The 21,226-nt window shown below is 65.6% G+C and carries 22 protein-coding genes, 5 tRNA genes and 1 pseudogene; 18 read left to right on the top strand and 10 right to left on the bottom strand.

Annotation, left to right across the window (positions count from 1 at the left end):
* Window positions 1-79: 79 nt before the first annotated feature.
* The 3 genes from HWX14_RS06365 to HWX14_RS06375 all read left to right on the top strand — a co-directional run bounded on the left by HWX14_RS06365 (window position 80) and on the right by HWX14_RS06375 (window position 2,510).
* Entirely contained in the window at window positions 80-1,093 is a 1,014-nt protein-coding gene (locus HWX14_RS06365) for a class 1 fructose-bisphosphatase (RefSeq protein ID WP_175881985.1), read from the top strand.
* Window positions 1,094-1,299: 206 nt separating this feature from the next.
* Window positions 1,300-1,375: transfer RNA gene (locus HWX14_RS06370), tRNA-Thr, on the top strand.
* A gap of 880 nt (window positions 1,376-2,255) precedes the next feature.
* Window positions 2,256-2,510: a GlsB/YeaQ/YmgE family stress response membrane protein gene (locus HWX14_RS06375; protein ID WP_006476609.1), complete on the top strand. Its 255-nt coding sequence runs from the start codon at window positions 2,256-2,258 to the stop codon at window positions 2,508-2,510.
* Between the two features lie 79 nt (window positions 2,511-2,589).
* On the opposite strand, the pseudogene HWX14_RS36350 reads toward HWX14_RS06375, so the two are convergent.
* From HWX14_RS36350 to HWX14_RS06385, 3 genes and pseudogenes are all read right to left on the bottom strand, one after another.
* A pseudogene (locus tag HWX14_RS36350) lies at window positions 2,590-2,691 on the bottom strand (TlpA family protein disulfide reductase); the annotation flags it as partial.
* Between the two features lie 57 nt (window positions 2,692-2,748).
* Window positions 2,749-5,112, bottom strand: a complete 2,364-nt coding sequence (locus HWX14_RS06380; RefSeq protein WP_175881986.1) for a TonB-dependent receptor — start codon at window positions 5,110-5,112, stop codon at window positions 2,749-2,751.
* Between the two features lie 128 nt (window positions 5,113-5,240).
* On the bottom strand, window positions 5,241-5,630 hold the full coding sequence (locus HWX14_RS06385) for a DUF2946 domain-containing protein (RefSeq protein ID WP_175881987.1): 390 nt from the start codon (window positions 5,628-5,630) through the stop codon (window positions 5,241-5,243).
* 240 nt (window positions 5,631-5,870) lie between these two features.
* On the opposite strand from HWX14_RS06385, the gene HWX14_RS06390 reads away from it, so the two are divergent.
* Together HWX14_RS06390 and HWX14_RS06395 are read left to right on the top strand one after the other, a co-directional pair.
* Window positions 5,871-5,975 (top strand): chorismate mutase, encoded by a 105-nt coding sequence (locus HWX14_RS06390; RefSeq protein WP_162499609.1) that lies wholly within the window; start codon window positions 5,871-5,873, stop codon window positions 5,973-5,975.
* Window positions 5,976-6,198: 223 nt separating this feature from the next.
* Window positions 6,199-6,792 carry a chorismate mutase gene (locus tag HWX14_RS06395; RefSeq protein WP_175881988.1) on the top strand — a complete coding sequence of 198 codons (594 nt, stop codon included), beginning with the start codon at window positions 6,199-6,201 and terminating at the stop codon, window positions 6,790-6,792.
* 38 nt (window positions 6,793-6,830) lie between these two features.
* Here the strand turns inward: HWX14_RS06395 and HWX14_RS06400 are convergent, their stop codons facing one another.
* Both HWX14_RS06400 and HWX14_RS06405 read right to left on the bottom strand, forming a co-directional pair.
* On the bottom strand, window positions 6,831-7,958 hold the full coding sequence (locus HWX14_RS06400; protein ID WP_175881989.1) for an exonuclease domain-containing protein: 1,128 nt from the start codon (window positions 7,956-7,958) through the stop codon (window positions 6,831-6,833).
* A 141-nt stretch (window positions 7,959-8,099) separates the two neighbouring features.
* On the bottom strand, window positions 8,100-8,303 hold the full coding sequence (locus HWX14_RS06405) for a cold-shock protein (RefSeq protein ID WP_027783827.1): 204 nt from the start codon (window positions 8,301-8,303) through the stop codon (window positions 8,100-8,102).
* A gap of 393 nt (window positions 8,304-8,696) precedes the next feature.
* Between HWX14_RS06405 and HWX14_RS06410 the strand changes: the two genes are divergently transcribed.
* Together HWX14_RS06410 and HWX14_RS06415 are read left to right on the top strand one after the other, a co-directional pair.
* Window positions 8,697-8,960 (top strand): hypothetical protein, encoded by a 264-nt coding sequence (locus HWX14_RS06410; protein ID WP_175881990.1) that lies wholly within the window; start codon window positions 8,697-8,699, stop codon window positions 8,958-8,960.
* A 504-nt stretch (window positions 8,961-9,464) separates the two neighbouring features.
* On the top strand, window positions 9,465-10,616 hold the full coding sequence (locus HWX14_RS06415) for a porin (protein WP_175881991.1): 1,152 nt from the start codon (window positions 9,465-9,467) through the stop codon (window positions 10,614-10,616).
* An 84-nt stretch (window positions 10,617-10,700) separates the two neighbouring features.
* Here HWX14_RS06415 and greB read toward each other — a convergent pair whose 3' ends face one another.
* Window positions 10,701-11,264 carry a transcription elongation factor GreB gene (gene greB / locus HWX14_RS06420; RefSeq protein WP_175881992.1) on the bottom strand — a complete coding sequence of 188 codons (564 nt, stop codon included), beginning with the start codon at window positions 11,262-11,264 and terminating at the stop codon, window positions 10,701-10,703.
* 130 nt (window positions 11,265-11,394) lie between these two features.
* Between greB and HWX14_RS06425 the strand changes: the two genes are divergently transcribed.
* From HWX14_RS06425 to HWX14_RS06440, 4 genes are all read left to right on the top strand, one after another.
* Window positions 11,395-11,471 (top strand) — tRNA-Arg (locus tag HWX14_RS06425).
* A 66-nt stretch (window positions 11,472-11,537) separates the two neighbouring features.
* A tRNA-Arg gene (locus HWX14_RS06430) sits at window positions 11,538-11,614 on the top strand.
* Between the two features lie 62 nt (window positions 11,615-11,676).
* Window positions 11,677-11,753 (top strand) — tRNA-Arg (locus HWX14_RS06435).
* Entirely contained in the window at window positions 11,726-11,956 is a 231-nt protein-coding gene (locus HWX14_RS06440; RefSeq protein WP_175881993.1) for a hypothetical protein, read from the top strand. The genes HWX14_RS06435 and HWX14_RS06440 overlap by 28 nt, the downstream gene beginning before the upstream one ends.
* Here HWX14_RS06440 and HWX14_RS06445 read toward each other — a convergent pair.
* The 4 genes from HWX14_RS06445 to HWX14_RS06460 form a co-directional block, all read right to left on the bottom strand.
* Window positions 11,950-14,316, bottom strand: coding sequence for a bifunctional (p)ppGpp synthetase/guanosine-3',5'-bis(diphosphate) 3'-pyrophosphohydrolase (locus HWX14_RS06445; RefSeq protein WP_175881994.1), 2,367 nt, complete (start codon window positions 14,314-14,316; stop codon window positions 11,950-11,952). The genes HWX14_RS06440 and HWX14_RS06445 overlap by 7 nt on opposite strands.
* Window positions 14,317-14,379: 63 nt before the next feature.
* A complete protein-coding gene (rpoZ, locus tag HWX14_RS06450) occupies window positions 14,380-14,583 on the bottom strand; it encodes a DNA-directed RNA polymerase subunit omega (RefSeq protein WP_006025620.1) in 204 nt (67 codons plus the stop codon).
* 58 nt (window positions 14,584-14,641) lie between these two features.
* A complete protein-coding gene (gene gmk / locus HWX14_RS06455; protein ID WP_175881995.1) occupies window positions 14,642-15,325 on the bottom strand; it encodes a guanylate kinase in 684 nt (227 codons plus the stop codon).
* 7 nt (window positions 15,326-15,332) lie between these two features.
* A complete protein-coding gene (locus HWX14_RS06460) occupies window positions 15,333-16,256 on the bottom strand; it encodes a YicC/YloC family endoribonuclease (protein ID WP_175881996.1) in 924 nt (307 codons plus the stop codon).
* Between the two features lie 173 nt (window positions 16,257-16,429).
* Here HWX14_RS06460 and rph point away from each other — a divergent pair, with 173 nt between their 5' ends.
* The 7 genes from rph to HWX14_RS06495 all read left to right on the top strand — a co-directional run bounded on the left by rph (window position 16,430) and on the right by HWX14_RS06495 (window position 21,052).
* The gene (gene rph, locus HWX14_RS06465) at window positions 16,430-17,170 is read left to right on the top strand and encodes a ribonuclease PH (protein WP_175881997.1); all 741 of its coding nucleotides are present in this window, start codon (window positions 16,430-16,432) and stop codon (window positions 17,168-17,170) included.
* The gene (gene rdgB / locus HWX14_RS06470; protein ID WP_175881998.1) at window positions 17,163-17,789 is read left to right on the top strand and encodes an RdgB/HAM1 family non-canonical purine NTP pyrophosphatase; all 627 of its coding nucleotides are present in this window, start codon (window positions 17,163-17,165) and stop codon (window positions 17,787-17,789) included. The genes rph and rdgB overlap by 8 nt, the downstream gene beginning before the upstream one ends.
* A gap of 34 nt (window positions 17,790-17,823) precedes the next feature.
* Window positions 17,824-19,038: a radical SAM family heme chaperone HemW gene (hemW, locus tag HWX14_RS06475; protein WP_175881999.1), complete on the top strand. Its 1,215-nt coding sequence runs from the start codon at window positions 17,824-17,826 to the stop codon at window positions 19,036-19,038.
* A gap of 44 nt (window positions 19,039-19,082) precedes the next feature.
* Window positions 19,083-19,170 (top strand) — tRNA-Ser (locus HWX14_RS06480).
* 141 nt (window positions 19,171-19,311) lie between these two features.
* On the top strand, window positions 19,312-19,707 hold the full coding sequence (locus tag HWX14_RS06485) for a hypothetical protein (protein ID WP_175882000.1): 396 nt from the start codon (window positions 19,312-19,314) through the stop codon (window positions 19,705-19,707).
* Between the two features lie 243 nt (window positions 19,708-19,950).
* Window positions 19,951-20,244, top strand: a complete 294-nt coding sequence (locus tag HWX14_RS06490) for a hypothetical protein (RefSeq protein ID WP_050011588.1) — start codon at window positions 19,951-19,953, stop codon at window positions 20,242-20,244.
* Window positions 20,245-20,560: 316 nt separating this feature from the next.
* Window positions 20,561-21,052, top strand: coding sequence for an energy transducer TonB (locus HWX14_RS06495; protein WP_175882001.1), 492 nt, complete (start codon window positions 20,561-20,563; stop codon window positions 21,050-21,052).
* Window positions 21,053-21,226 lie beyond the last annotated feature (174 nt).

The following is a 21,226-nucleotide window of genomic DNA, read 5'->3' on the forward strand; positions in this document are numbered from 1 at the left end:
GAAAAAAGCCGGCGGCACCGCAGGCGCGACGGGTAAAATTGCGGCCATTCAAGGATTCTTTGGCCTTTCGGAGTCTGTCATGTCCATTGCCCGCCGCACCACGCTGTCGAAGTTCCTGATCGAACAGCAACGTGAGACCAACAACCTCCCCGCCGACTTGCGCCTGCTGATCGAAGTCGTCGCCCGCGCGTGCAAGGCGATCAGCTACAACGTGTCGAAGGGCGCGCTCGGCGATGCGCTCGGCACCGCCGGCAGCGAGAACGTCCAGGGCGAAGTGCAGAAGAAGCTCGACATCCTGTCGAACGAAATCCTGCTCGACGCGAACGAATGGGGCGGCAACCTCGCCGCGATGGCGTCGGAGGAAATGGAAACGTTCTTCCCGATCCCGGCGAACTACCCGCGCGGCGAATACCTGCTCGTGTTCGATCCGCTCGACGGCTCGTCGAACATCGACGTGAACGTGTCGATCGGCACGATCTTCTCGGTGCTGCGCTGCCCGGACGGCAAGCAGGCGACCGAGGAATCGTTCCTGCAGCCCGGCACCGAGCAGGTCGCGGCCGGCTACGCGGTCTACGGCCCGCAGACGGTGTTCGTGCTGACGACCGGCAACGGCGTGAACTGCTTCACGCTCGACCGCGAAGTCGGCTCATGGGTGCTCACGCAGAGTAACATGCAGATCCCGGCCGACACGCGCGAATACGCGATCAACGCATCGAACGCGCGCCACTGGTACGACCCGGTCAAGCGCTACGTCGACGAGCTGAACGCCGGCAAGGACGGCCCGCGCGGCGACAACTTCAACATGCGCTGGATCGCGTCGATGGTGGCCGACGTGCACCGGATCCTGAATCGCGGCGGCATCTTCATGTACCCGGCCGACAAGCGCACGCCCGATCGTCCGGGCAAGCTGCGCCTGATGTACGAAGCGAACCCGATGTCGTTCATCGTCGAACAGGCGGGCGGCGCCGCGACGACCGGCACGCAGCGCATCATGGAAGTGCAGCCGACCGGCCTGCACCAGCGCGTGCCCGTGTTCCTCGGTTCGAAGAACGAAGTCGAGCGCGTGACCGGCTATCACGACGCAGCAAAATAATTGCACTGCAGCACTGGACGGAGGTGCGGGACATCAGTACAATCGCGCCTTCGCGATGTGGCCCTAACGGGTCGCGTCGCAGTGAAGTGAAAGCGGAAAGTCCGCCGGATCGAGGGTTTCGCGAAGCAGCCGCAGCAAGCTGAAAAAATTTCGCAAAACCTATTGCCAAGATCGCGGATTTCACCATATAATTTCATTTCTCTGCTGCCGGTGTAGCTCAGTTGGTAGAGCAGCGCATTCGTAATGCGAAGGTCGTAGGTTCGACTCCTATCTCCGGCACCAAGACATAAAGGTCTGACAAGCATCGCTTGTCAGACCTTTTCTCTTTTCCGGCGCCGAAATCCTGAAGTCGTTCGACGACGCACCGTCCGATCACGCCGTGCACGATCTTCGCGTATGCGTTCGGCAACTGTCCGGGTACGGTGTCCGTCGCCGATCAGCGCGGCGGCCGTTATCTGCGCAACTCTGCCGACACATCCGCACCACATTTCCACGCACTCGACGGCCACCAGCCGATCGTATCGACCGCCCTTCGCGAGCGCGGAACGGCGCACGCAACAGCATCGTCTATCTCATGCCTCCCTACGCGACGGGCCCGTGCTCGCCGCTGGCACGACGCGCGCGCCGACGACGACATGGCCGCCACGCTCGCTCTCCTGCTCCATTCGCATTCGTCGTCCGAAGTCAGTCCCTCGGGATACCGAATGACGATGGACACCAAACGCGAGACGCTTTGCACCGGTCTGTGCCACACAAAGCCGATGCGTCGCGCTTCGTCGCCCGTTTCGCACTACTGTCGATCGAGCCGATCAGCGATACCGCGACCGTCGCGCGACTGGCCGCCGACGCAACCGAGCGGACCACCGAGCCACCCTGCCGGCAACGACGCAAGAGCGGTGACGCACCCGCCAACCAACCTCAGCAGCACGCCAAATCTTACAAATTCATTTCGCCTTGAGTCGCGCGCACACGAATCGTGCGCTACGCAGACAAATCCCCTGGAAAATCTGCTTAAGGGTGCATAACATTACTTAACGATCCTGACCCGTCTATCGCGTTACATTGCGTGGGCGGCGCGACGGCCGCATGCCGCTGCCCACCCGCTTGCGGCGTGCAACGGCCGGTGCCCGGTCATTTCGACTCAACCAAGGAGAGGACCACCATGACTCATGGCTTGATTATGTGGCTCATCATCGGCGCGATCGCCGGCTGGCTTGCCGGCTTGCTCGTGAAGGGCGGCGGCTTCGGGCTGATCGTCGACATCATCGTCGGGATCGTCGGCGCGGTGATCGGCGGGTGGCTTGCCGGGCTGCTCGGCATCAGCATCGGCAGCGGCTTCATCGGCTCGGTGATCGTCGCGGTCATCGGCGCGGTGATCCTGCTGTTCGTGATCCGGCTATTCAGACGCGCGGCCTGACGTTTCTCTCCACGCGCCTTCGGGCGCGTTTTCGTATCGGGCCGGCGCGCGGCCCGTTCGCCGCGCGCCACCGGCTCCGTCAGCGCTTCGCGTGCTGCAACCAGCCGTCGAGCACGTCGGCCGTCAGCAATCCGCTGCGCGCTTCACGCATTCCATCGCAGCCGATCCACACGGTGCGCGGCGCACGGGCCGCCGGGCGCCCCGTGCGCACCGGCGGGCGGCAGCGCCGCGAGCGATTTCACAGCGACCATTTCAGCTCTCCATAGAACGTGCGGCCCGGATACGGGTGGAACACGTAATAGCGGCGGTCCGTCAGGTTGTCGATGCCGGCCGACGCGGTCCAGTGGCGATCGAAGCGATAGCGCGCCTTCAGATCGACGACCGTGAACGAACTCGTGCCGCCGTAGACGTCCGGATTCACGTCGCTGTTGTCGAGCGTGTTGAACTGGCGGCCCGAGTAGCGCACCCCGACGCTCGCGAGCCAGTGCTCGTCGAAGCGATACGACGCGAGCAGGTTCGCGCGCATGCGCGGAATGCGCGGGAAGCGCGAGCCGACGTAGGCCGGGTTCGCGGCATCGGCGAGGATCTGCGCGTTGCTCGCCGATACGTTCGCGTCGAGGTTGAACCCGCGCAGCCCGACGTTCTCGCCGCTGAACGCGAGTTCGACGCCGCGCACGCGTACTCGGTCGACGTTCGAGATGTTGGTCACGGTCGTCGCGCCCGACACCGTCGTCTGGCTGTAGATCGAATCGCGCAGGTCGCTCTGGAACACGCTGGCGCGCACGACACCGACGCCCACGTCACGTTCGGCCGTGAAATCCCAGTCGATCGCTTTTTCCGGCCGCAGGTTCGGGTTGTTGTTGACGATCGCGTTGTTGGAGATCGTGCCCTGGAACAGCTCGCCGACCGTCGGGAATCGCGTGCCGGTCGCGAACGACAGCCGGAAGCGCCAGACCTCCGTCGCGTCCCACTGCAGCGCAACTTTCGGCGACAGCGCATTCGCGCTCCGGTCCGCATAGCCGAGCGTGCCGTTCGCATTGCCGAGCGCGCCGCCATACGCATCCCAGCGCTCGTAGCGCAGCCCGAGCGTCGCGAGCCAGCCCGGCGCGAGGCGCCACGCGTCCTGCCCGAACAGCGCCTGCGTGCGCGTGTCGCCGCGATAGACGCTCGCGAGCGACGTGGTCGGGCCGGCCAGCCAGTCGGCCGTGTTGTACGTGACGTTGCGCAGGAAGTAGTTGTCGTAGTGATAGCCGAACGTGAACGTGTGGCCTTTCACTTCCGGCGCCTCGGCCTTCAGGTCGAGCGTGCGCCAGCCGGTGCCGTCGCCCTGGAACAGCGTGCCCGCCCCGCCCTGCACGGTCGACGCCGCGCGCAGCACGTCGCGCGACACGTCGTACGCGGACACGACGCCCGACAGCCGCCAGCCCGAATCGAGCCGGCCGTTCAGCCCGAGCGCATACAGCCAGTTCTCCTGGTCGCCGCGCTGCGGCGCGAACGCGTTCGGCGCAACCGTCATGTTCTGGCCGCCGATCGACACGTTGCCGCCGTAGACGGGATTGCCAGCCGCATCGCGCAGGAAGGTCTCGCCGTGCTGCCGGTAATGGTTCTCCCAATGCCCGAGCGTCAGCGTCGCATCGACACGATCGGTGAACGCATAGCCCATCCGGACCGTCTCGTTGAGCTGCTCGGTCCGCTCGATCGTCTGCGCGCCGACGATGGTCCGCGGCTTGCCGTTGGGTCCGATGTCGGTCGCGGCGCCCGTCACGGGCACGGCGGCGCCCAGTTTCGGGTTGTAGGCTGAATTGGGGCTCGCGTACTGCATCGGCTGGCCGTTGTTCTCCAGCCGGTCGAGCGACAACGCGAACCAGAACCGGCCGACGCGGTTCGCGATCCGCGCGGTCTGGTGATTGCCGCCGAAGCTGTCCGCGAAGCCGTAGCCGTCGTGATAGCGCTGCGTGAAGAACTGCGTCGACAGCGACGCCTCGAGCTGTTCCGGGCGCCGCGTCGTGAGCAGCACGGTCGAGCCGATCGAATTGCCCGGATACAACGCGGAAAAAGGGCCATAGAGCACGTCGACGCGCGCGATGTCGTCCGGCGGAATCAGCGACCAGCGCGGCGGGTACGCATAGCTCGAACCGAGCAGGTTCGACAGCAGCACGCCGTCCGCATAGACGAGCCCGCGCGCGCTCTGCAGTTCGTTGAAGTCGCGGCCCGCGAATACGCTGTTGCGGTCGCCGATGTAGCGCTTGCGGACCATCAGGTTCGACGCGTACTTCAGCGCGTCCTCGGTGGTGACGTTGGTGTGCGCATCGATCTGCTCGCGCGTGATCGACGTGACGACGGCCGGCGTATCCGGGTCGACCGGTTGCCGCTGCGCGGTCACGCTGACGGCGGTCAGCGTCGCGCCGGCCGGCGCGGCCGCTGCAGCGACAGCGGTGGAAGCCGGCGCGGCGGTGGCGGGACGATCGATGCCAGCGCGGCGGGTTGCGTCGGCGTGGGCATCGTCGGTCGAAGCCGCGTGAGCGGCCGGCCATGCGAAAGCGGCCGCGCATGCGAGCGCGAGCCGGCCGCGCGACGGCCGCGCGGCAAGGGTAGACGACATGAGTGAGTTCCTGAAAACGTGATCGGACGCCGCCGGACACGGACGCGCGAGCCGCGCACGAACGACGCGACGCGCGGGCCGAGGCCGCGGGCGGCTCGCGCGCCACCGGGGCGCGCGGACGACATCAATCAGACCGGAACGTTTTCAGGCGGGGCGCGCGGCTGCGCGAGACGGATGCCCTTGCGGGGCACATCGGGAACGAGCGGCGTGGCCACCCGATACGCGAACGTGCGCACGAAGCCCGGCATCGCGGGCAGGCTCGTGCCCAATGCGAGGTTCGCCGCGAAGCCGGGGCAGTACACGCAATGCGGGACGCCAGCATGGTCGAACGACGACGTGTCGCGGTCGTCGCCCGCTTGCGCGAGCACGACCTGACGAGCGCCCGCTGCACTGCACAACTCGAGCGTGAGCGCGCCGGAACCGCTCGACGCAAGACGCGCATAGCCGACGACGGGCGACAGTACGTTCAGTACCAGCGCCAGCCATACGAGGCCGATCCATCGCGTCGTTCGTCTCATCGCGGTCCAGGAAAAAGTGCGCGCAAGTATAACAAGCGGCCCGATTGTTGCCGATCGCGCAGCGTGCAATAGCGGGCATCACGCTTCGCGTCGGAACGCATGTGCCGTTAATACAACAGAGACAAAATCTAACGATTCGCCGCTGGCATAAATCCAAGCGCGAGGTTGATAATCATTGAACCTGCTGGAGAAACGATCATGGACGAAAGACCAACTCGCATGCCACCGCCCGAGCAAGTGATGAGCCCGGATCCGGAACCCGTCGGCGTGGAATTCCTCGCCGAATTGCCCGAGCACGTGCGGGCATTCTTCGACGAGCAGCACAAGCTGTACGCGCCGAAGTGAACGTCAGTTCGGTTCTGTAACCGCCACGTGTCGATCATCGCTATCGTGCGGTTCATCCCTGCGCTTCGCGCGCAATCCGCCTCGCACCCGGGCCGCAACAGCCTGACGGTGCCGGATCGGCTCGCCTGCTGATTCTCCTGTCGCGACGCTACGCCGCGCGACTGTCTTCGTCTATCCTTCTGGTTTTCCACGTCCGGCCCGCCCGGCTCTCCCGATCGTTCCGATGAAGCAAGCCATTCGTGCCAGCGTCGCTGTCGCCGCGCTCGGCGTCGCCCTCCTTTCGTCGCCGCCTATCGCCCATGCAGACGGCGACGACACCGCCCTCACCAACGTCGTTGCGCTCGCGTCGCAGCGCCTCGCGCTCGCCGAACCGGTCGCGCGATGGAAATGGGCGAATCACAAGGCCATCGAGGATGGGCCGCGCGAAGCCGCACTGCTCACCGAGGTCGAAAAACGCGCGGCCCAGGCCGGCGTCGATCCCGCGTTCGCCCGCACGTTCTTCGAGGATCAGATCACGGCGAGCAAGGACGTGCAGAACGCACTGTTCGCGACCTGGCGCACGACGCGGCCGCCGGAAGGCACGCCGCCCGATCTCGCGACCAGCACGCGGCCGGCACTCGATCGGCTGACGCAGAAAATGCTCGCCGGTCTCGCGCAGGTCGCCCCGTTGCGCAATGCGCCCGATTGCCAGGCGCGGCTCGCGCGCAGCATCGCGAACTGGAAGACGCTCACGCGCTACGATTCCACGCAGACGCAGGCGCTCGATACCGCGCTGTCGCATGTCTGCGCCGCCGGCGGGGCCAGCGCGATCGGCTGATGCGGGTCGGGTAACGCGGCGGGCGCAGCCCGCGCCGCTCAATCCGCCGGCGTGAGCGCCGCGAGCGGAATCATCTGCAGGCCGCGCGCGAGATGCGTCTGCAGCAGGCGATGGGTGAAGGGTTCGAACGTGCCGCCCGCCGCATCGGCCACGAGCCGTGCGGCCGCATCGAGCGATTCCGCCGAACCGAGATAGCACCAGCCGTCGATCACATGAAACAGGCGGCGCTCGCCGTTCGCCTCGAACGCGACAGCGCCGTCGAACGGCCAGGGCGCACCGCCCGCACGCGCGGCGTCGGCCGTGGGGCGCCGGTTGTACGACGGCCGCAGCCGCGCGATCCATTGCGCTTCGGCGAGCATCGCTCCCAGCTCGTTGCCGGTCTCGCGCCATTCGACGCGCCGCACCTGCTGCGCGAGCCGCATTTCCTTCGACGAGCGGCGCTCGCCGGTCAGCAGCGCGCGCAGCCGCTGCCGCACGCGCACGCTGCGGCCGACATACAGCGCTTCGTCACGCTCCCCGAACAGCGCATACGCGCCGCACCCTGCCGGCGCGGTATCCAGCCAGGCCTCGGTCAGATCGCCGCCCAGACGGAAGTGGCGCGTCGTTCGCGCGATCTGGTCGCGCAGCCGCTCGAGCGGCACGATGTCGTGCAGCTGGCGCCAGAACTGCCAGAGCAGGTCGGCATCGGCCAGCGCCCGGTGGCGCGCGGCCGGAACGAGCCCATGCCGTGCGATCAGCGCATCGAGCCCGTGCCGCGATTCGCGCGGAAACAGCGCGCGCGACAGCCGCACCGTACAGAGCACATCGGGATTGAACGCCAGGCCGGCGCGCTCGAATTCGGCGCGCAGGAAGCCGCGGTCGAAGCTCGCGTTGTGCGCGACGAACAGCTTGCCGTCGAGCCGCTCGAACAGCGCCGGCGCGAGCGACGCGAACGTCGGCGCATCGCGCACCATCGCGTCCGAGATGCCCGTCAGCTGCTGGATGAACGGTGGAATCGCCTGCCCCGGATTGACGAGGCTCGTCCACGTCGACACGCCGAGCGGTCCGATTTCGACCACGCCGATTTCGGTGATCCGGTGCTCGGCGGACGAGCCGCCGGTGGTTTCAAGGTCGACGAAGACGAGCGGCTGCTCGCTGGCGGGATCGGACGGAAGGGAATCGGACATGAAAAGACAGGGAAACGATGCTTTCGTGAGTATGCACCGGCATGCGTACTCGCGGCCAGCCCGGACCGGCTTGTTCCGTCCCCGGAAAACAAAAAGCCCCCGCGATGCGGGGGCCGGACGTGATCGGCAATACGTGGCGCGTCAGACCGCCTGGATATTCGCTGCCTGCTTGCCTTTCGGCCCGACTTTGACCTCGAACGAAACACGCTGGTTTTCCTTCAGCGTCTTGAAGCCGTCCATCCGGATTTCGGAAAAGTGCGCAAACAAATCTTCACCGCCATTGTCCGACGTAATAAAGCCAAAACCTTTAGCATCGTTAAACCATTTCACGATACCGGTATCCATGTCTTCGTTCCCCACTCGATAAGATCAAAAAAGCTATTTTTATAGCCGTTTCCCGAAATCCCGAAACATTGCGCCGGCACCCGCGCCGGCACGCCGCCCGAGGACGGAGTGCTGACTTTATAAATTGGACAATCCGGGTGCGTCAAGAAAATTTTTAGCGACTGCTTTCTCGAAAAGACGCTAATACCACTGGAATCGGTACACCATCGCCCATGATTAATTAATTCGCATCAAAAACCTGTCAACATTACCGGGATCAGATCACTAATAATCCAGGGGCGCGAAATTTCTACCGGGGACAAATCGAATCGGTAAAGTCCTCGGGTTTTTTCGGGTTGCAGAAATCCGGGGACGTTGCGATCCTGAATCAACGCCGAAAGGAAGGAGAGGGTCATGTGGCTGGACGGAATCAAGCGCTTCGCGAGCCGGCTTGGACGCGTACGTCGCAAGTCCCGCGCTCTGGCCGAGTCCGCGCGCGAAGCGCCGTGCGATACCGAGTTCGATATGACGTGGCACGGCGATCACTGGCAGAACCTGCTCGCCTCGCCGCTGGACGCGCGTCACTACGTGATGGAAGACTGGACCTACACGCCGCCGCCGGTCGAAGCAGCGGATGCCCCACCTGCGGGCAAGCGCAAGCGCCGCTCGTACACGTAGCCGCGCACGGCGCGGCGGGGCAAAAAAAAGCGCGACTGGGAAGTCGCGCCGACAAAGGTTTGGAGATCTTTTCCGTCAACGAAAAAGTCTGCTTCGGAAAGCAGAGATCGCAGTATAGCGAGAGAACTACCTTTCATTATCCATGCTCCACACAAACCTCTATTGCCGATGTGTCAATAATCGCGCTATGGCCGCCCCCGCCCGCCGCTGACCGTCTGTCGCAATCGCGCAACGCCTGATTCGCAGTCCCGATCGTTATTTCCATTCGCTGCACCGCCGCAAATCCTTACGGGACAGGCGTTTGCGCGGATTTTTCGATTTTTGCGGATTCCAAAATACATTGTTTCTTAAAGCGTGAGGCACCCCCGCTCCGCACCCTCCGTACACTGCAGATGGCTTTCTGATAAGCGCACCGCCGTTCTGCCGGACCGCCTACGACGTCACGCAACACACGGCCCGTCCGCCGCAGGTTCGATCGACATCATCGTGTTTGGAGACAGATCCATGAAAAAAACCCTGATCGTCACCGCGTTGTCGGGCGTATTCGTCACCGCAGCCCATGCTCAAAGCAGCGTCACGTTGTACGGCCTGATCGACGCAGGCATCACCTACACGAACAATCAGGGCGGGCACAGCTCATGGTCGGAACGTAGCGGCCAGATCAACGGCAGCCGCTGGGGCCTGCGCGGCACGGAAGATCTCGGCGGCGGCCTGAAAGCAATCTTCGTGTTGGAAAACGGCTTTAACATCGCCAACGGCACGCTGGGTCAAAATGGCCGCGAATTCGGCCGCCAGGCGTTCGTCGGGCTGTCGCAAGACCAGTTCGGCTCCGTCACCCTCGGTCGCCAGTACGATAGCGTCGTCGACTACATCGGTCCGCTGTCGCTGACCGGCACGCAATTCGGCGGCACCCAGTTTGCCCATCCGTTCGATAACGACAACCTGAACAATTCGTTCCGGATCAATAACGCCGTCAAGTATACGAGCGTCAATTTCGGCGGCCTGAAGTTCGGCGCGTTGTACGGCTTCTCGAACAGCAGCCAGTTCTCGAACAATCGCGCCTACAGCGCGGGGGTGTCGTACAGCTACGCCGGCTTCAATATCGGCGCCGGCTACCTGCAGTTGAACAATGACATCTCGGGGCTCACGACCGCGTCGGTCACCAACAGCGGCGGCGCGGTGGCGGGCGACAACACGTTCGTCGGCAAGCGTCAGCGCGTGTTCGGCGGCGGCCTGAACTACACGTTCGGTCCCGCAACGGCGGGCTTCGTCTTCACGCAATCGCGCGTGAACCGGGCGCTCGGCATCTCCGCGGGCGCGTCGGGCGTATCGAACGGCCTGGGTCTCGACGGCACGTTCGCCCGCTTCAACAACTACGAAGTGAACGCGCGCTACGCGCTGACGCCGGCCTTGTCGCTGGCCGGGTCGTACACGTACACCGCCGGCTTCCTGGACGGCCGTCATCCGGGCTGGAATCAGTTCAACCTGCAGACCGACTATGCGCTGTCCAAGCGGACCGACGTGTATGTGCAAGGCGTCTATCAGCGCGTCAGCACGGACGGCCTGGGCCTCGGCGCCTATGTCAATGGCCTCGGTGGCGCTTCGTCGACCAACAAGCAGATCGCGGTGACCGCCGGCCTGCGTCATCGCTTCTGAACAATCGGCCAGTCGACCGGCCACCGGAAGAAAAAGCGCCCCATCGGGGCGCTTTTTCTTGGCCGCGGCGCGCGGACCGCACGCTCAGGCGTCGCCCCGCGCCGGATACCGGACGTCGAGTATGTCGATCGGCTGCGGGCCGGCCGGCGTCATCAGCGTGACGGTATCGCCGATCTTCGCCTTGATCAGTGCGCGCGCGACCGGCGAAATCCAGCTGACGCAGCCGCGGTCGAGGTCGACCTCGTCGATCCCGACGATCGTCACCGTGTGATCCTCGCCATCCGGCGTCGAGTAATCGACCGTCGCGCCGAAGAACACCTGGTCGACATTCTCCTGCCGGCTCGCGTCGACGACTTCGGCGAGATCGAGCCGCTTCGTCAGGAAGCGGATGCGGCGATCGATCTCGCGAAGCCGCCGCTTGCCGTAGATGTAGTCGCCGTTCTCCGACCGGTCGCCGTTCGACGCGGCCCACGACACGAGCCGCACGACCTCGGGACGCTCGACGTCGATCAGGTTCAGCAGCTCGTCCCTCAGCCGCTTGTGGCCGGCCGGCGTGATGTAGTTCTTCGCGCCCGCCGGAATCGCGGGTTGAGCCGGGTCGAGATCGTCGTCGTCACCGTCCGACTCTTTGACAAACGCCTTGTTCATGATGCAGATTCAACGTGGATGACTGATCCCCCCAAGGGTACACGAAGGGCAGCCGGCCAAGGCCATGGCACCAAATTCGCGAATAAGGCTTCCCTTTTTATACGACTCTGCTATACTTCCGCTTCTGCGTGCGGCTGTAGCTCAGTTGGATAGAGTACTTGGCTACGAACCAAGGGGTCGTGGGTTCGAATCCTGCCAGCCGCGCCACCTTTTCGAGGGCCTTCCGAACCGAAGGCCCTTTCAGTTCGAAGCAGTAGAAGTTTGTTTTTGCGTGCGGCTGTAGCTCAGTTGGATAGAGTACTTGGCTACGAACCAAGGGGTCGTGGGTTCGAATCCTGCCAGCCGCGCCACTTTTTTTGGGGGCCTTCCCATCGCAGAAGGTTCCGACAGTTCAAGCAGTACCGTTTTGCGTGCGGCTGTAGCTCAGTTGGATAGAGTACTTGGCTACGAACCAAGGGGTCGTGGGTTCGAATCCTGCCAGCCGCGCCACCTTGAAAGGGCTTTCCTCCGGGAAAGCCCTTTTTCTTTTTGCGCCCCCTCTTCCGCTCGTTCGCACCATCGCCCACGACGCCTTCGGCAAAGCGTCGGCAACATCGCACGCGCTTTCCGCAGCCCCAATGAAAACGGCGGCCATTGGCCGCCGTCCGTCGATCATCGAATCCGCTCGCCGCGGCGCGCGTCAGCGTCAGTAATCCTGCCGCTCGCGCTCGATACGCATGCCGCCGTCATGGCGCGCATGCGCACCGTCGTCGGTCGAGCGCTCGCGCATGATCCGCATCACGTCCGGATTGGTCCGCACGCGCCGCATCACGTTCGCGAGATGCACGCGGTCGCTGACCTGGATCACGAAGCGCAACACCGTCGATTCATGCGTCAGGTCCTCGTCCATCGCGATATGGACGATGTTCGCGTCGGCCGACGTGATGTCCGCCGCGACGCGCGCGAAGATGCCCTTCGTGTTCTTCACGAGCGCCTTCACCGCGACGTCGAACAGGCGGCCCGGCTGCGGCGCCCATTCGACGTCGATCCAGCGGCCCGGATCGCGGCGATGGATGCGCTGCGCGACACGGCAATCCGTCGTATGAATCGCCATGCCCAGACCGATGCCGATGTACCCCATGATCGCGTCGCCCGGGATCGGCCGGCAGCAGGCGGACAACTGCACGGACATCCCTTCGGTGCCGGTGATCACGACCGGCGGCGCATGATGCGCGGGATGCCGCTCGGACTTCGGCAGATCGTCGTCCGCGTCGCGGCCGCTCATCAGCACTTCGATGCGCTTGGCCATCACCGCGGCGACGCGTCGGCCGAGACCGATGTCCGCGAAGATTTCCTGACGGCTCTTGTTGCCCGTCCACTGCACGAGCTTCTCCCACACTTCCGGCTCGACATCGGCCAGCGAGAAACCATAGCCCTTCAGGCTCTGGTCGACGAGCCGCTCGCCGAGCTGCACGGACTCGTTCAGGCGCATCGTCTTCAGGTAGTGGCGGATCGCCGAGCGCGCCTTGCCGGTACGCACGAAGCCGAGCCACGCGGGGTTCGGCTTCGAATACGGCGCGGTGATCACCTCGACGATGTCGCCGCTCTTCAGCTCGGTGCGCAGCGGCAGCAATTCGTTGTTGATCTTCACGGCCACGCACTGGTTGCCGAGATCGCTGTGGATCGAATACGCGAAATCGAGCGCCGTCGCGCCGCGCGGCAGCGCCATGATCTTCGACTTCGGCGTGAACACGTAGACCGCGTCGGGGAACAGGTCGATCTTCACGTGCTCGAGGAATTCGCTCGAATCGCCGGCTTCGCTCTGGATGTCGAGCAGCGACTTCAGCCACTGGTGCGCGCGCTTCTGCACGTCGCTGAGATCGGCGCTGCCGTTCTTGTACAGCCAGTGCGCGGCGACCCCCGCCTCCGCGATCTCGTGCATCTTGCGCGTGCGCACCTGGAACTCGATCGGCGCGCCGAACGGGCCGACGAGCGTCGTGTGCAGCGACTGATAGCCGTTGATCTTCGGGATCGCGATGTAATCCTTGAACTTGCCGGGCACGGGCTTGTACAGCGCGTGCAGCGCGCCGATGCACGTGTAGCAGTCGAGCGGGCTGTCGACGACGACGCGAAAGCCGTACACGTCGAGCACCTGCGAGAACGACAGCTGCTTGTCGCGCATCTTGCGGTAGACGCTGTAGATGGTCTTCTCGCGGCCGGTGATCTCGGCGTCGATCTTCGCGTCGGCCATCGCGCGCTGCGCGGCCTCGAGGATCTTGCTGATCACTTCGCGGCGGTTGCCGCGCGCGGCCTTCACGGCCTTCTCGAGCGTCGCGTAGCGATGCGGGTTGAAGTTCGCGAAGCTCATGTCCTGCAGCTCGCGATACGTGTTGTTCAACCCGAGGCGGTGCGCGATCGGCGCGTAGATGTCGAGCGTCTCGCGCGCGACGCGGCGGCGCTTTTCCATCGGCACCGCGCCGAGCGTGCGCATGTTGTGCAGGCGATCGGCGAGCTTGACGAGAATGACGCGCACGTCGCGCGCCATCGCGAGCAGCATCTTGCGGAAGTTTTCCGCCTGCGCTTCCTCGCGGCTGCGGAATTCCATCTTGTCGAGCTTCGACAGGCCGTCGACCAGTTCGGCGACCTTCGGGCCGAACCGCTCGGCCAGCTCGTTCTTGGTCACGCCCTGGTCTTCCATCACGTCGTGCAGCAACGCGGCCATCACGGCCTGCGCGTCGAGCTTCCAGCCGGCGCAGATTTCGGCGACGGCGACGGGATGGGTGATGTAGGGTTCGCCGCTCTGGCGATATTGACCGAGGTGGGCTTCGTCGCTGAAGTGGAACGCCGCCTTGACCTCTTTGATTTCGTCCGGAGCGAGATACTCGGCAAGCGCGGCCGTCAGTTTCGCGATCGAAACGACGCCGTGCTTGCGCGGCTGCTCCGGGGTGGCGGTCGGCCCGAACAGATGCCGGAAGGACTGTTCGAGGACCGCGTCGATGTACTGGCGCGCAGGCGACTGGGCCGTGGCTTCGGTGGTCGGATCCGCGGAGGCGGACGATGGGGTGGTGCTCATATTCGCCTCCAGGTCGAGTCGTTGCGCGCGTGGACTACATGGCTGGAACGGGCCGGATGCGCGTTACACCGGCACCTTCTTCAGCATCTCGACGCCGACCTGGCCGGCGGCGATTTCGCGCAGCGCGACGACGGTCGGCTTGTCGCGGCTTTCGATCTTCGGCGTATGGCCTTGCGCGAGCTGCCGCGCGCGATAGGTGGCGGCGAGCGCCAGTTCGAAGCGATTCGGGATTTGCTTCAGGCAGTCTTCGACGGTAATGCGAGCCATGTTGGTAATTCCTTCTGAATATAGTGCTTATTCTACCTTATGTCCCTCGTGCCCCGCGTCATTCCGCGTGGGGCAGATGGATGCCGAGCTCGATGAAGAGCTCCGTGTGTCGCGCGTACTGCGAAGCAAAACGCAGGCGCGTCGCCGCGACGATGCATTCGAGTTCCGCGAGCGCACGCTCGAAATTCTCGTTGATCACCACGTATTCCGCTTCCGACGCGTGCGCGATCTCGCTGCCGGCGGCCAGCAGGCGTCGCGTGATCACGTTCGGCTCGTCCTGGCCGCGCTTCTTCAGGCGCTCCTCGAGCGCATCGAGCGACGGCGGCAGGATGAAGATGCCGACCGCGTTGCGGAACTGCTTCTTCACCTGCAACGCACCCTGCCAGTCGATTTCGAGCAGCACGTCGTGGCCGTTCTTCATCTGCTCTTCGATCCAGACGCGCGACGTGCCGTAGTAGTTGCCGTGCACTTCCGCGCTCTCGAGGAATTCGTGCGCCGCGTGACGCGCGCGGAAATCCTCGACGCTCGTGAAGTGGTAGTGCTGGCCGTCCTGCTCGCCCGGACGCGGCTTGCGCGTCGTGTACGAGATCGACAGGCAGATGTCGCTGTCCTTCGACAGCAGCGCGTTCACGAGCGTCGACTTGCCGGCGCCCGACGGCGCGACGACCATGAACAGGTTACCGGGATAGACGCCGCCGTGCAGCGAATGCGACGCGTGGCCGTCGCGGGTGGATTCGGTCATGTTGCTTTTACTCCAGGTTTTGCACTTGCTCGCGCATCTGCTCGATCAGCAGCTTCAGCGCCATCGACGCGTCGGCGAGTTCCTTCGCCGCCGCCTTCGAGCCGAGCGTGTTCGCTTCGCGATTCAGTTCCTGCATCATGAAGTCGAGACGCTTGCCGACGCGGCCGCCCTTCTCGATCACGTGACGCGTTTCGTTCAGGTGCGCGGTGAGCCGCGACAGCTCTTCCGCGATGTCGATCCGGATCCCGTACATCGTCACTTCCTGACGGATGCGCTCCGCGGCTTCCTCGCGCGTGACGACCGTCGAGCCGCCTTCGGGCGCCGCGAGGCCGAGCGCTTCCTGCAGCCGCTCGACGATCTTCTGCTGGTGCTTCGCGATCAGCTCCGGCACGAGCGGCGTGATGCGCGCGACGATCGCCTCCATCTCGGTGACGTTCGACAGCAGCATCGTCGCCAGTTGCGCGCCTTCTCGCGAACGCACGACGACGAGCTCGCCGATCGCTTCCTTGCCGCACGCGAGCACCGCGTCGCGGATCGCGTCGGCCGACACGCCGCTCTCGGCGAGCACGCCGGGCCAGCGCAGGATTTCGCCCGCACGCAGGCGGCCGACGCCCGGGAACGAATCGAGCACCGCGCGTTCGAGATCGGCAAGCTGGCCGAGCGCCGACTGGTTCAGCGCGCCCGCGCCGATGCTCTGCTCGCCACGCTGCAGGTTGATGCGCACGTCGACCTTGCCGCGCGACAGCTTGTTCATCAGCATTTCGCGCAGCGCGGGTTCGCACGCGCGCACGTCGTCCGGCATCCGGAAATTGAGATCGAGGAAGCGCGAGTTCACGGTGCGCAGTTCGACCGACACACTGGTGCCGCCGTTACCGGCGGCCGTCGTGAGTTCGCGCGTCGCGCTCGCGTAGCCCGTCATGCTGTAGATCATGGTTCGTCTCGCCGTCTGGTGCCCTCGCGGGCGGGGAATACATCGAGGCGCCCGGCGCATCGGAAGGCGCGGGGCGGGAAGCGCGCATTATCCCATTTTTGCGGACCACCCCGCCGGGCACGCCCGCCGTTCGGCGCTAAAATCGGGGTTTCCTCTCCTTCCGCGATTTCCCCATGACGTCTTCCGTTTCCCGCCCGAGCGGCCGCCGCGCCGACGAACTGCGCAAGGTCGCCCTCACGCGCCACTACACGAAACACGCCGAAGGCTCGGTGCTGGTCGAATTCGGCGACACCAAGGTGCTCTGCACCGCCAGCGTCGCCGAGCGCGTGCCCGAGTTCCTGCGCGAGCGCGGGCAAGGCTGGCTGACCGCCGAATACGGGATGCTGCCGCGCGCGACCCACACGCGCAGCGACCGTGAGGCCGCACGCGGCAAGCAGACGGGCCGCACGCAGGAAATTCAGCGCCTGATCGGCCGCGCGCTGCGCGCGGTATTCGATCTCGACGCGCTCGGCCCGCGCACGATCCACATCGACTGCGACGTGATCCAGGCCGACGGCGGCACGCGCACGGCCAGCATCACCGGCGCGTTCGTCGCCGCGCACGACGCCGTGTCGAAGCTGATCGCGGCCGGCAAGCTCGCGCGCTCGCCGATCACCGACCACGTCGCCGCGATCTCGGTCGGCGTGTACGAAGGCGCCCCCGTGCTCGACCTCGACTACGCGGAAGATTCGCGCTGCGACACCGACATGAACGTCGTGATGACGGGCGCGGGCGGCTTCGTCGAAGTCCAGGGCACGGCCGAAGGCGTGCCGTTCTCGCGCGCCGAGATGAACGCGCTGCTCGACCTCGCGCAGGGCGGAATCGCCGAGCTCGTGCGGTTGCAGAAAGCGGTGCTGGGTGCGAGCCATGCCTGACGACCGCTCCGTCGCGCCGCTGTCGCGCATCGTTCTCGCGTCGAACAACCCGGGCAAGCTGCGCGAATTCACCGCGCTGTTCTCGACGGTCGGCATCGAGATCGTCCCGCAGGGCGACCTCGCGGTGCCCGAGGCGGAAGAGCCGTTCGGCACGTTCATCGAGAACGCGCTGACCAAGGCACGCCACGCGTCGCGGCTCACCGGGCTGCCGGCGATCGCCGACGATTCCGGCCTGTGCGTGCGCGCGCTGCGCGGCGCGCCGGGCGTCTATTCGGCACGCTACGCGCAGCGCGCGGGCCGCGACAAGGGCGACGCGGCGAACAACGCGTATCTCGTCGAGCAACTGCGCGGTGTCGACGACCGGCGCGCGTACTACTGCTGCGTGCTCGCGCTCGTCCGCCATGCGGACGATCCGGAACCGCTGTTCGCCGAAGGGCGCTGGGCCGGCGAGATCGTCGATACGCCGCGCGGCGAGCACGGATTCGGCTACGACCCGTATTTCTACCTGCCGTCGCTCGGCGCGACGGCCGCCGAACTCGAGCCGGCCGTGAAGAACACGCACAGCCATCGCGCGCTCGCGCTGAAGGCGTTGCTCGCGCGGCTCGCGGAGGAAGCATGAGCATGCCCGATACCCCTTCGCCTCGGGAGGTCGCATGAGTCAGGCCGCGGAAACCGGCGCGCGCGTCGTCGCGACCTTCACGTCGCCCGGCCAGGTGCGTCTCACGTCGCTGCCGCCGCTCGCGCTGTACGTGCATTTCCCGTGGTGCGTGCGCAAGTGCCCGTACTGCGATTTCAACTCGCATGAATGGAAAGGCGAACGGTTTCCGGAAGCCGACTATCTCGACGCGTTGCGCGCCGATCTCGAGCAGGCGCTGCCGCTCGTGTGGGGTCGGCAGGTGCATACCGTGTTCATCGGCGGCGGCACGCCGAGCCTGCTGTCGGCGGCCGGCCTCGACCGGATGCTGTCCGACGTGCGCGCGCTGCTGCCGCTCGACGCCGATGCCGAGATCACGCTCGAGGCGAACCCGGGCACGTTCGAAGCCGCGAAGTTCGCGCAGTTCCGCGCAAGCGGCGTGAACCGCCTGTCGGTCGGCATCCAGAGCTTCAACGAAGCGCACCTGAAAGCGCTCGGCCGGATTCACGACACCGCGCAGGCTCGCGCGGCCGTCGAGATCGCCGCGAAGAACTTCGACAACTTCAACCTCGACCTGATGTTCGCGCTGCCGAACCAGACGCTCGACGAATGCCGCACCGACATCGAGACCGCGCTGTCGTTCGCGCCGCCGCACCTGTCGCTGTATCACCTGACGCTCGAGCCGAATACGCTGTTCGCGAAGTTTCCGCCGGTCGTCCCCGACGACGACGCGTCGGCCGACATGCAGGAATGGATCCACGCGCGCACGGCCGAAGCCGGCTACGGGCGCTATGAAGTATCCGCGTACGCGAAGCCGAATCATCAGTGCAAGCACAACCTGAACTACTGGCGCTTCGGCGACTATCTCGGGATCGGCGCGGGCGCGCACACGAAGCTGTCGTTTCCGAACCGGGTCCTGCGGCAGGCGCGCTACAAGCATCCGGCGACCTTCATCGAACAGGCGAAGGCCGGCACGGCCGTGCAGGAAGAGCGTGAAGTCGGCGCGCGCGACCTGCCGTTCGAGTTCATGCTGAACACGCTGCGGCTCGTCGAGGGCTTCCCGGTGCACAGCTTCGCCGAACGCACGGGCCTGCCGATGAGCACGATCGAGCCCGCGCTGAAGGAAGCGGAACGGCGCGGGCTGATCACGCGCGATTTCACGCAAATCGCGCCGACGCCGCTCGGCCAGCGTTTCCTCAACGACCTGCAGGAATTGTTCCTGCGCGACGACTGAACGAATGAACGACGCGGCATTTCGGTTACAATGCCGCCTCGTGTGGAAGCGTGGCCGAGCGGTTTAAGGCACTGGTCTTGAAAACCAGCGACGGGAAACTGTCCGTGAGTTCGAATCTCACCGCTTCCGCCAGGAAGTTCGCCGAACCCCGTCCATTCGCAGAATGACGGGGTTTTTGTTTGTCCGCACGCGTGCGCCCCGCACGTTCCGACGCGTCGCGCCGGATGCCGTTACAATCCCGCGCTCCGATTCGCGAAACGGGAAATCCACGTCATGAAGCCCTTCCTCGTCTCGTCGCTCGTCGCCGTGCTGGCCGCCGTCAGCACGCATGCAGCGGCCGACACCGCCTCCGGCAACGACGCGCAGGCGTCGTGCGCGATCGCGTACGTGACCGGCGTCGGCGGTTCGCCGCGCGGCCTGAGCGAATATCTCGCGAGCCCGTCGCCGTACAACTACCTGAAGGACAACGAGCTTCAGTGCAAGGTGGGCGACGACGGACGCACGTCGAACTGCACCGGCGTGACCTACCTGCGCAACGAACAGGTCAGCGTGTACGACGATTCCGATCCGGCGACGCTGAGCGTCGTCGCGCGCGTGGAACTCGACCATGGTCAGAAGTATCCGGTGATCGTCGTCGTGCAGCGCAAGGACGCGCGCTGCAAGCAGTGACGCGAAAAATACGATGATCCGCGCTTCCGTCGCCCGCTGATGGAATCGGCGCCGGATCGTCGACGCGCCGAAGCGACACGGCACGAGCGTCCCGAACGCATGCCGCCACCCATTGCCGGGCACCTCCCGGCCCGCCCCGCCATCGCCTAGAATTCGTTCAACACGGCGACACGAACGCCGCCGCGTGTTCGATGTATTCGATGCCGCACGCGCCACCCCTGCGCGCGGCACACGGAGATCGCCATGACCGACCTGTCGACCGCGACGGACCACGTCGATTACGAAGGCTTCGAGATCCATGTCGTGCCGGCCGCGATGCCCGGCAGCGACACGCGCTATACCTACACCGGCTACGTGTGCCATCCGGGCGTGAATCCGGCGCTGCCCGGCCATGCGGTGCCGTTCCACGCGGACGGCGAGGAAAGCTTCGCGAGCGTCGACGAGGCGACCCACGAAGCCGTGCACATCGGCAAGAGCATCATCGACGGCACCCACCCCGACCTGTCGGTACTGTCGCTCGTGACGCACGGCTTCTGACGCGGCCGGAAAGCCTCGCCCGCGATGGCCCGGAAGGCGGGCCCGAGGTTGCCGCATCGGCTGGCCGCGCCGCGCGGCCAGCCGATCGCAGCGTGCCGCGGCTTTCAACCTTCCAACACGTGCGTGCGCCGCGGACGCCGTCACATGTCGCGTCACGTCGCGATGCACCGCGCCCGATGCACGTTGCTCGACGCGGCGCCCGGCCGGCATCATCTGCGAGCGCAACGACCGGTCCCGCGCGCTATGCGTTTCCCCCCATATCGTCTCGCGTCGGTACGCCTATCATTTTTTTATCGTCCCTCCCGGCCATCCCGTCATGCGCCCCCTTCTCCGTCCGCGCGTCGCCCGGCTGCGTGTTGCTGCGCTGGCCGTCGTCGCCCTGCTCGCCGCGTGCACGATCACGCCGCCTTCTTCGTTACGCTCGGTCCTGACGATTCCGTCGGTCATACGCAGCGGCAATCTCGACCAGTATCGCGTCGAGGTCGCGCATCGTGTCGCCGAACGCAATCCGTCCGGCATGCTGCACGGCACACCGCAGGCCATGCTGCGTTCGCTCGTCGTCGTCGCCTTCACCGTCGATGGCAGCGGCCGCGTGATCAACGCATCCGTCTATCGCAGCAACGGCGACAGCGAGGCGGAAGCGCTCGCGCTCGCGTCGCTGCGCCGCTCGGCGCCGCTGCCGGCGCCGCCGTCGCGGCTGCTCGACGGCAACGGCCGACTCGAACTGATGGAAGGCTGGCTCTTCAACGACGACGGGCACTTCCAGCTGCAAAGCACCGCTTCCGCGCAGGCGCAGTCGATCGACTGACGCGCCGCCTCGGCCCGATTGCCGGTGGGCGGCGGCGCTGGCTATAATTTTCCGCACTCGCGCGGCCATCACGCCGCGCGCGCGTTCGCGCGCCGCACCCGGCAAGCGAGCCGACCACGCCGGCACCGGGCGGCGGCGACCTACCCGTCTCCATCGTCGACCGGCGGGTGACGT

The sequence above is a fragment of the Burkholderia sp. BCC0044 genome (assembly GCF_902832955.1).
In the GTDB taxonomy this organism is placed as follows: domain Bacteria; phylum Pseudomonadota; class Gammaproteobacteria; order Burkholderiales; family Burkholderiaceae; genus Burkholderia.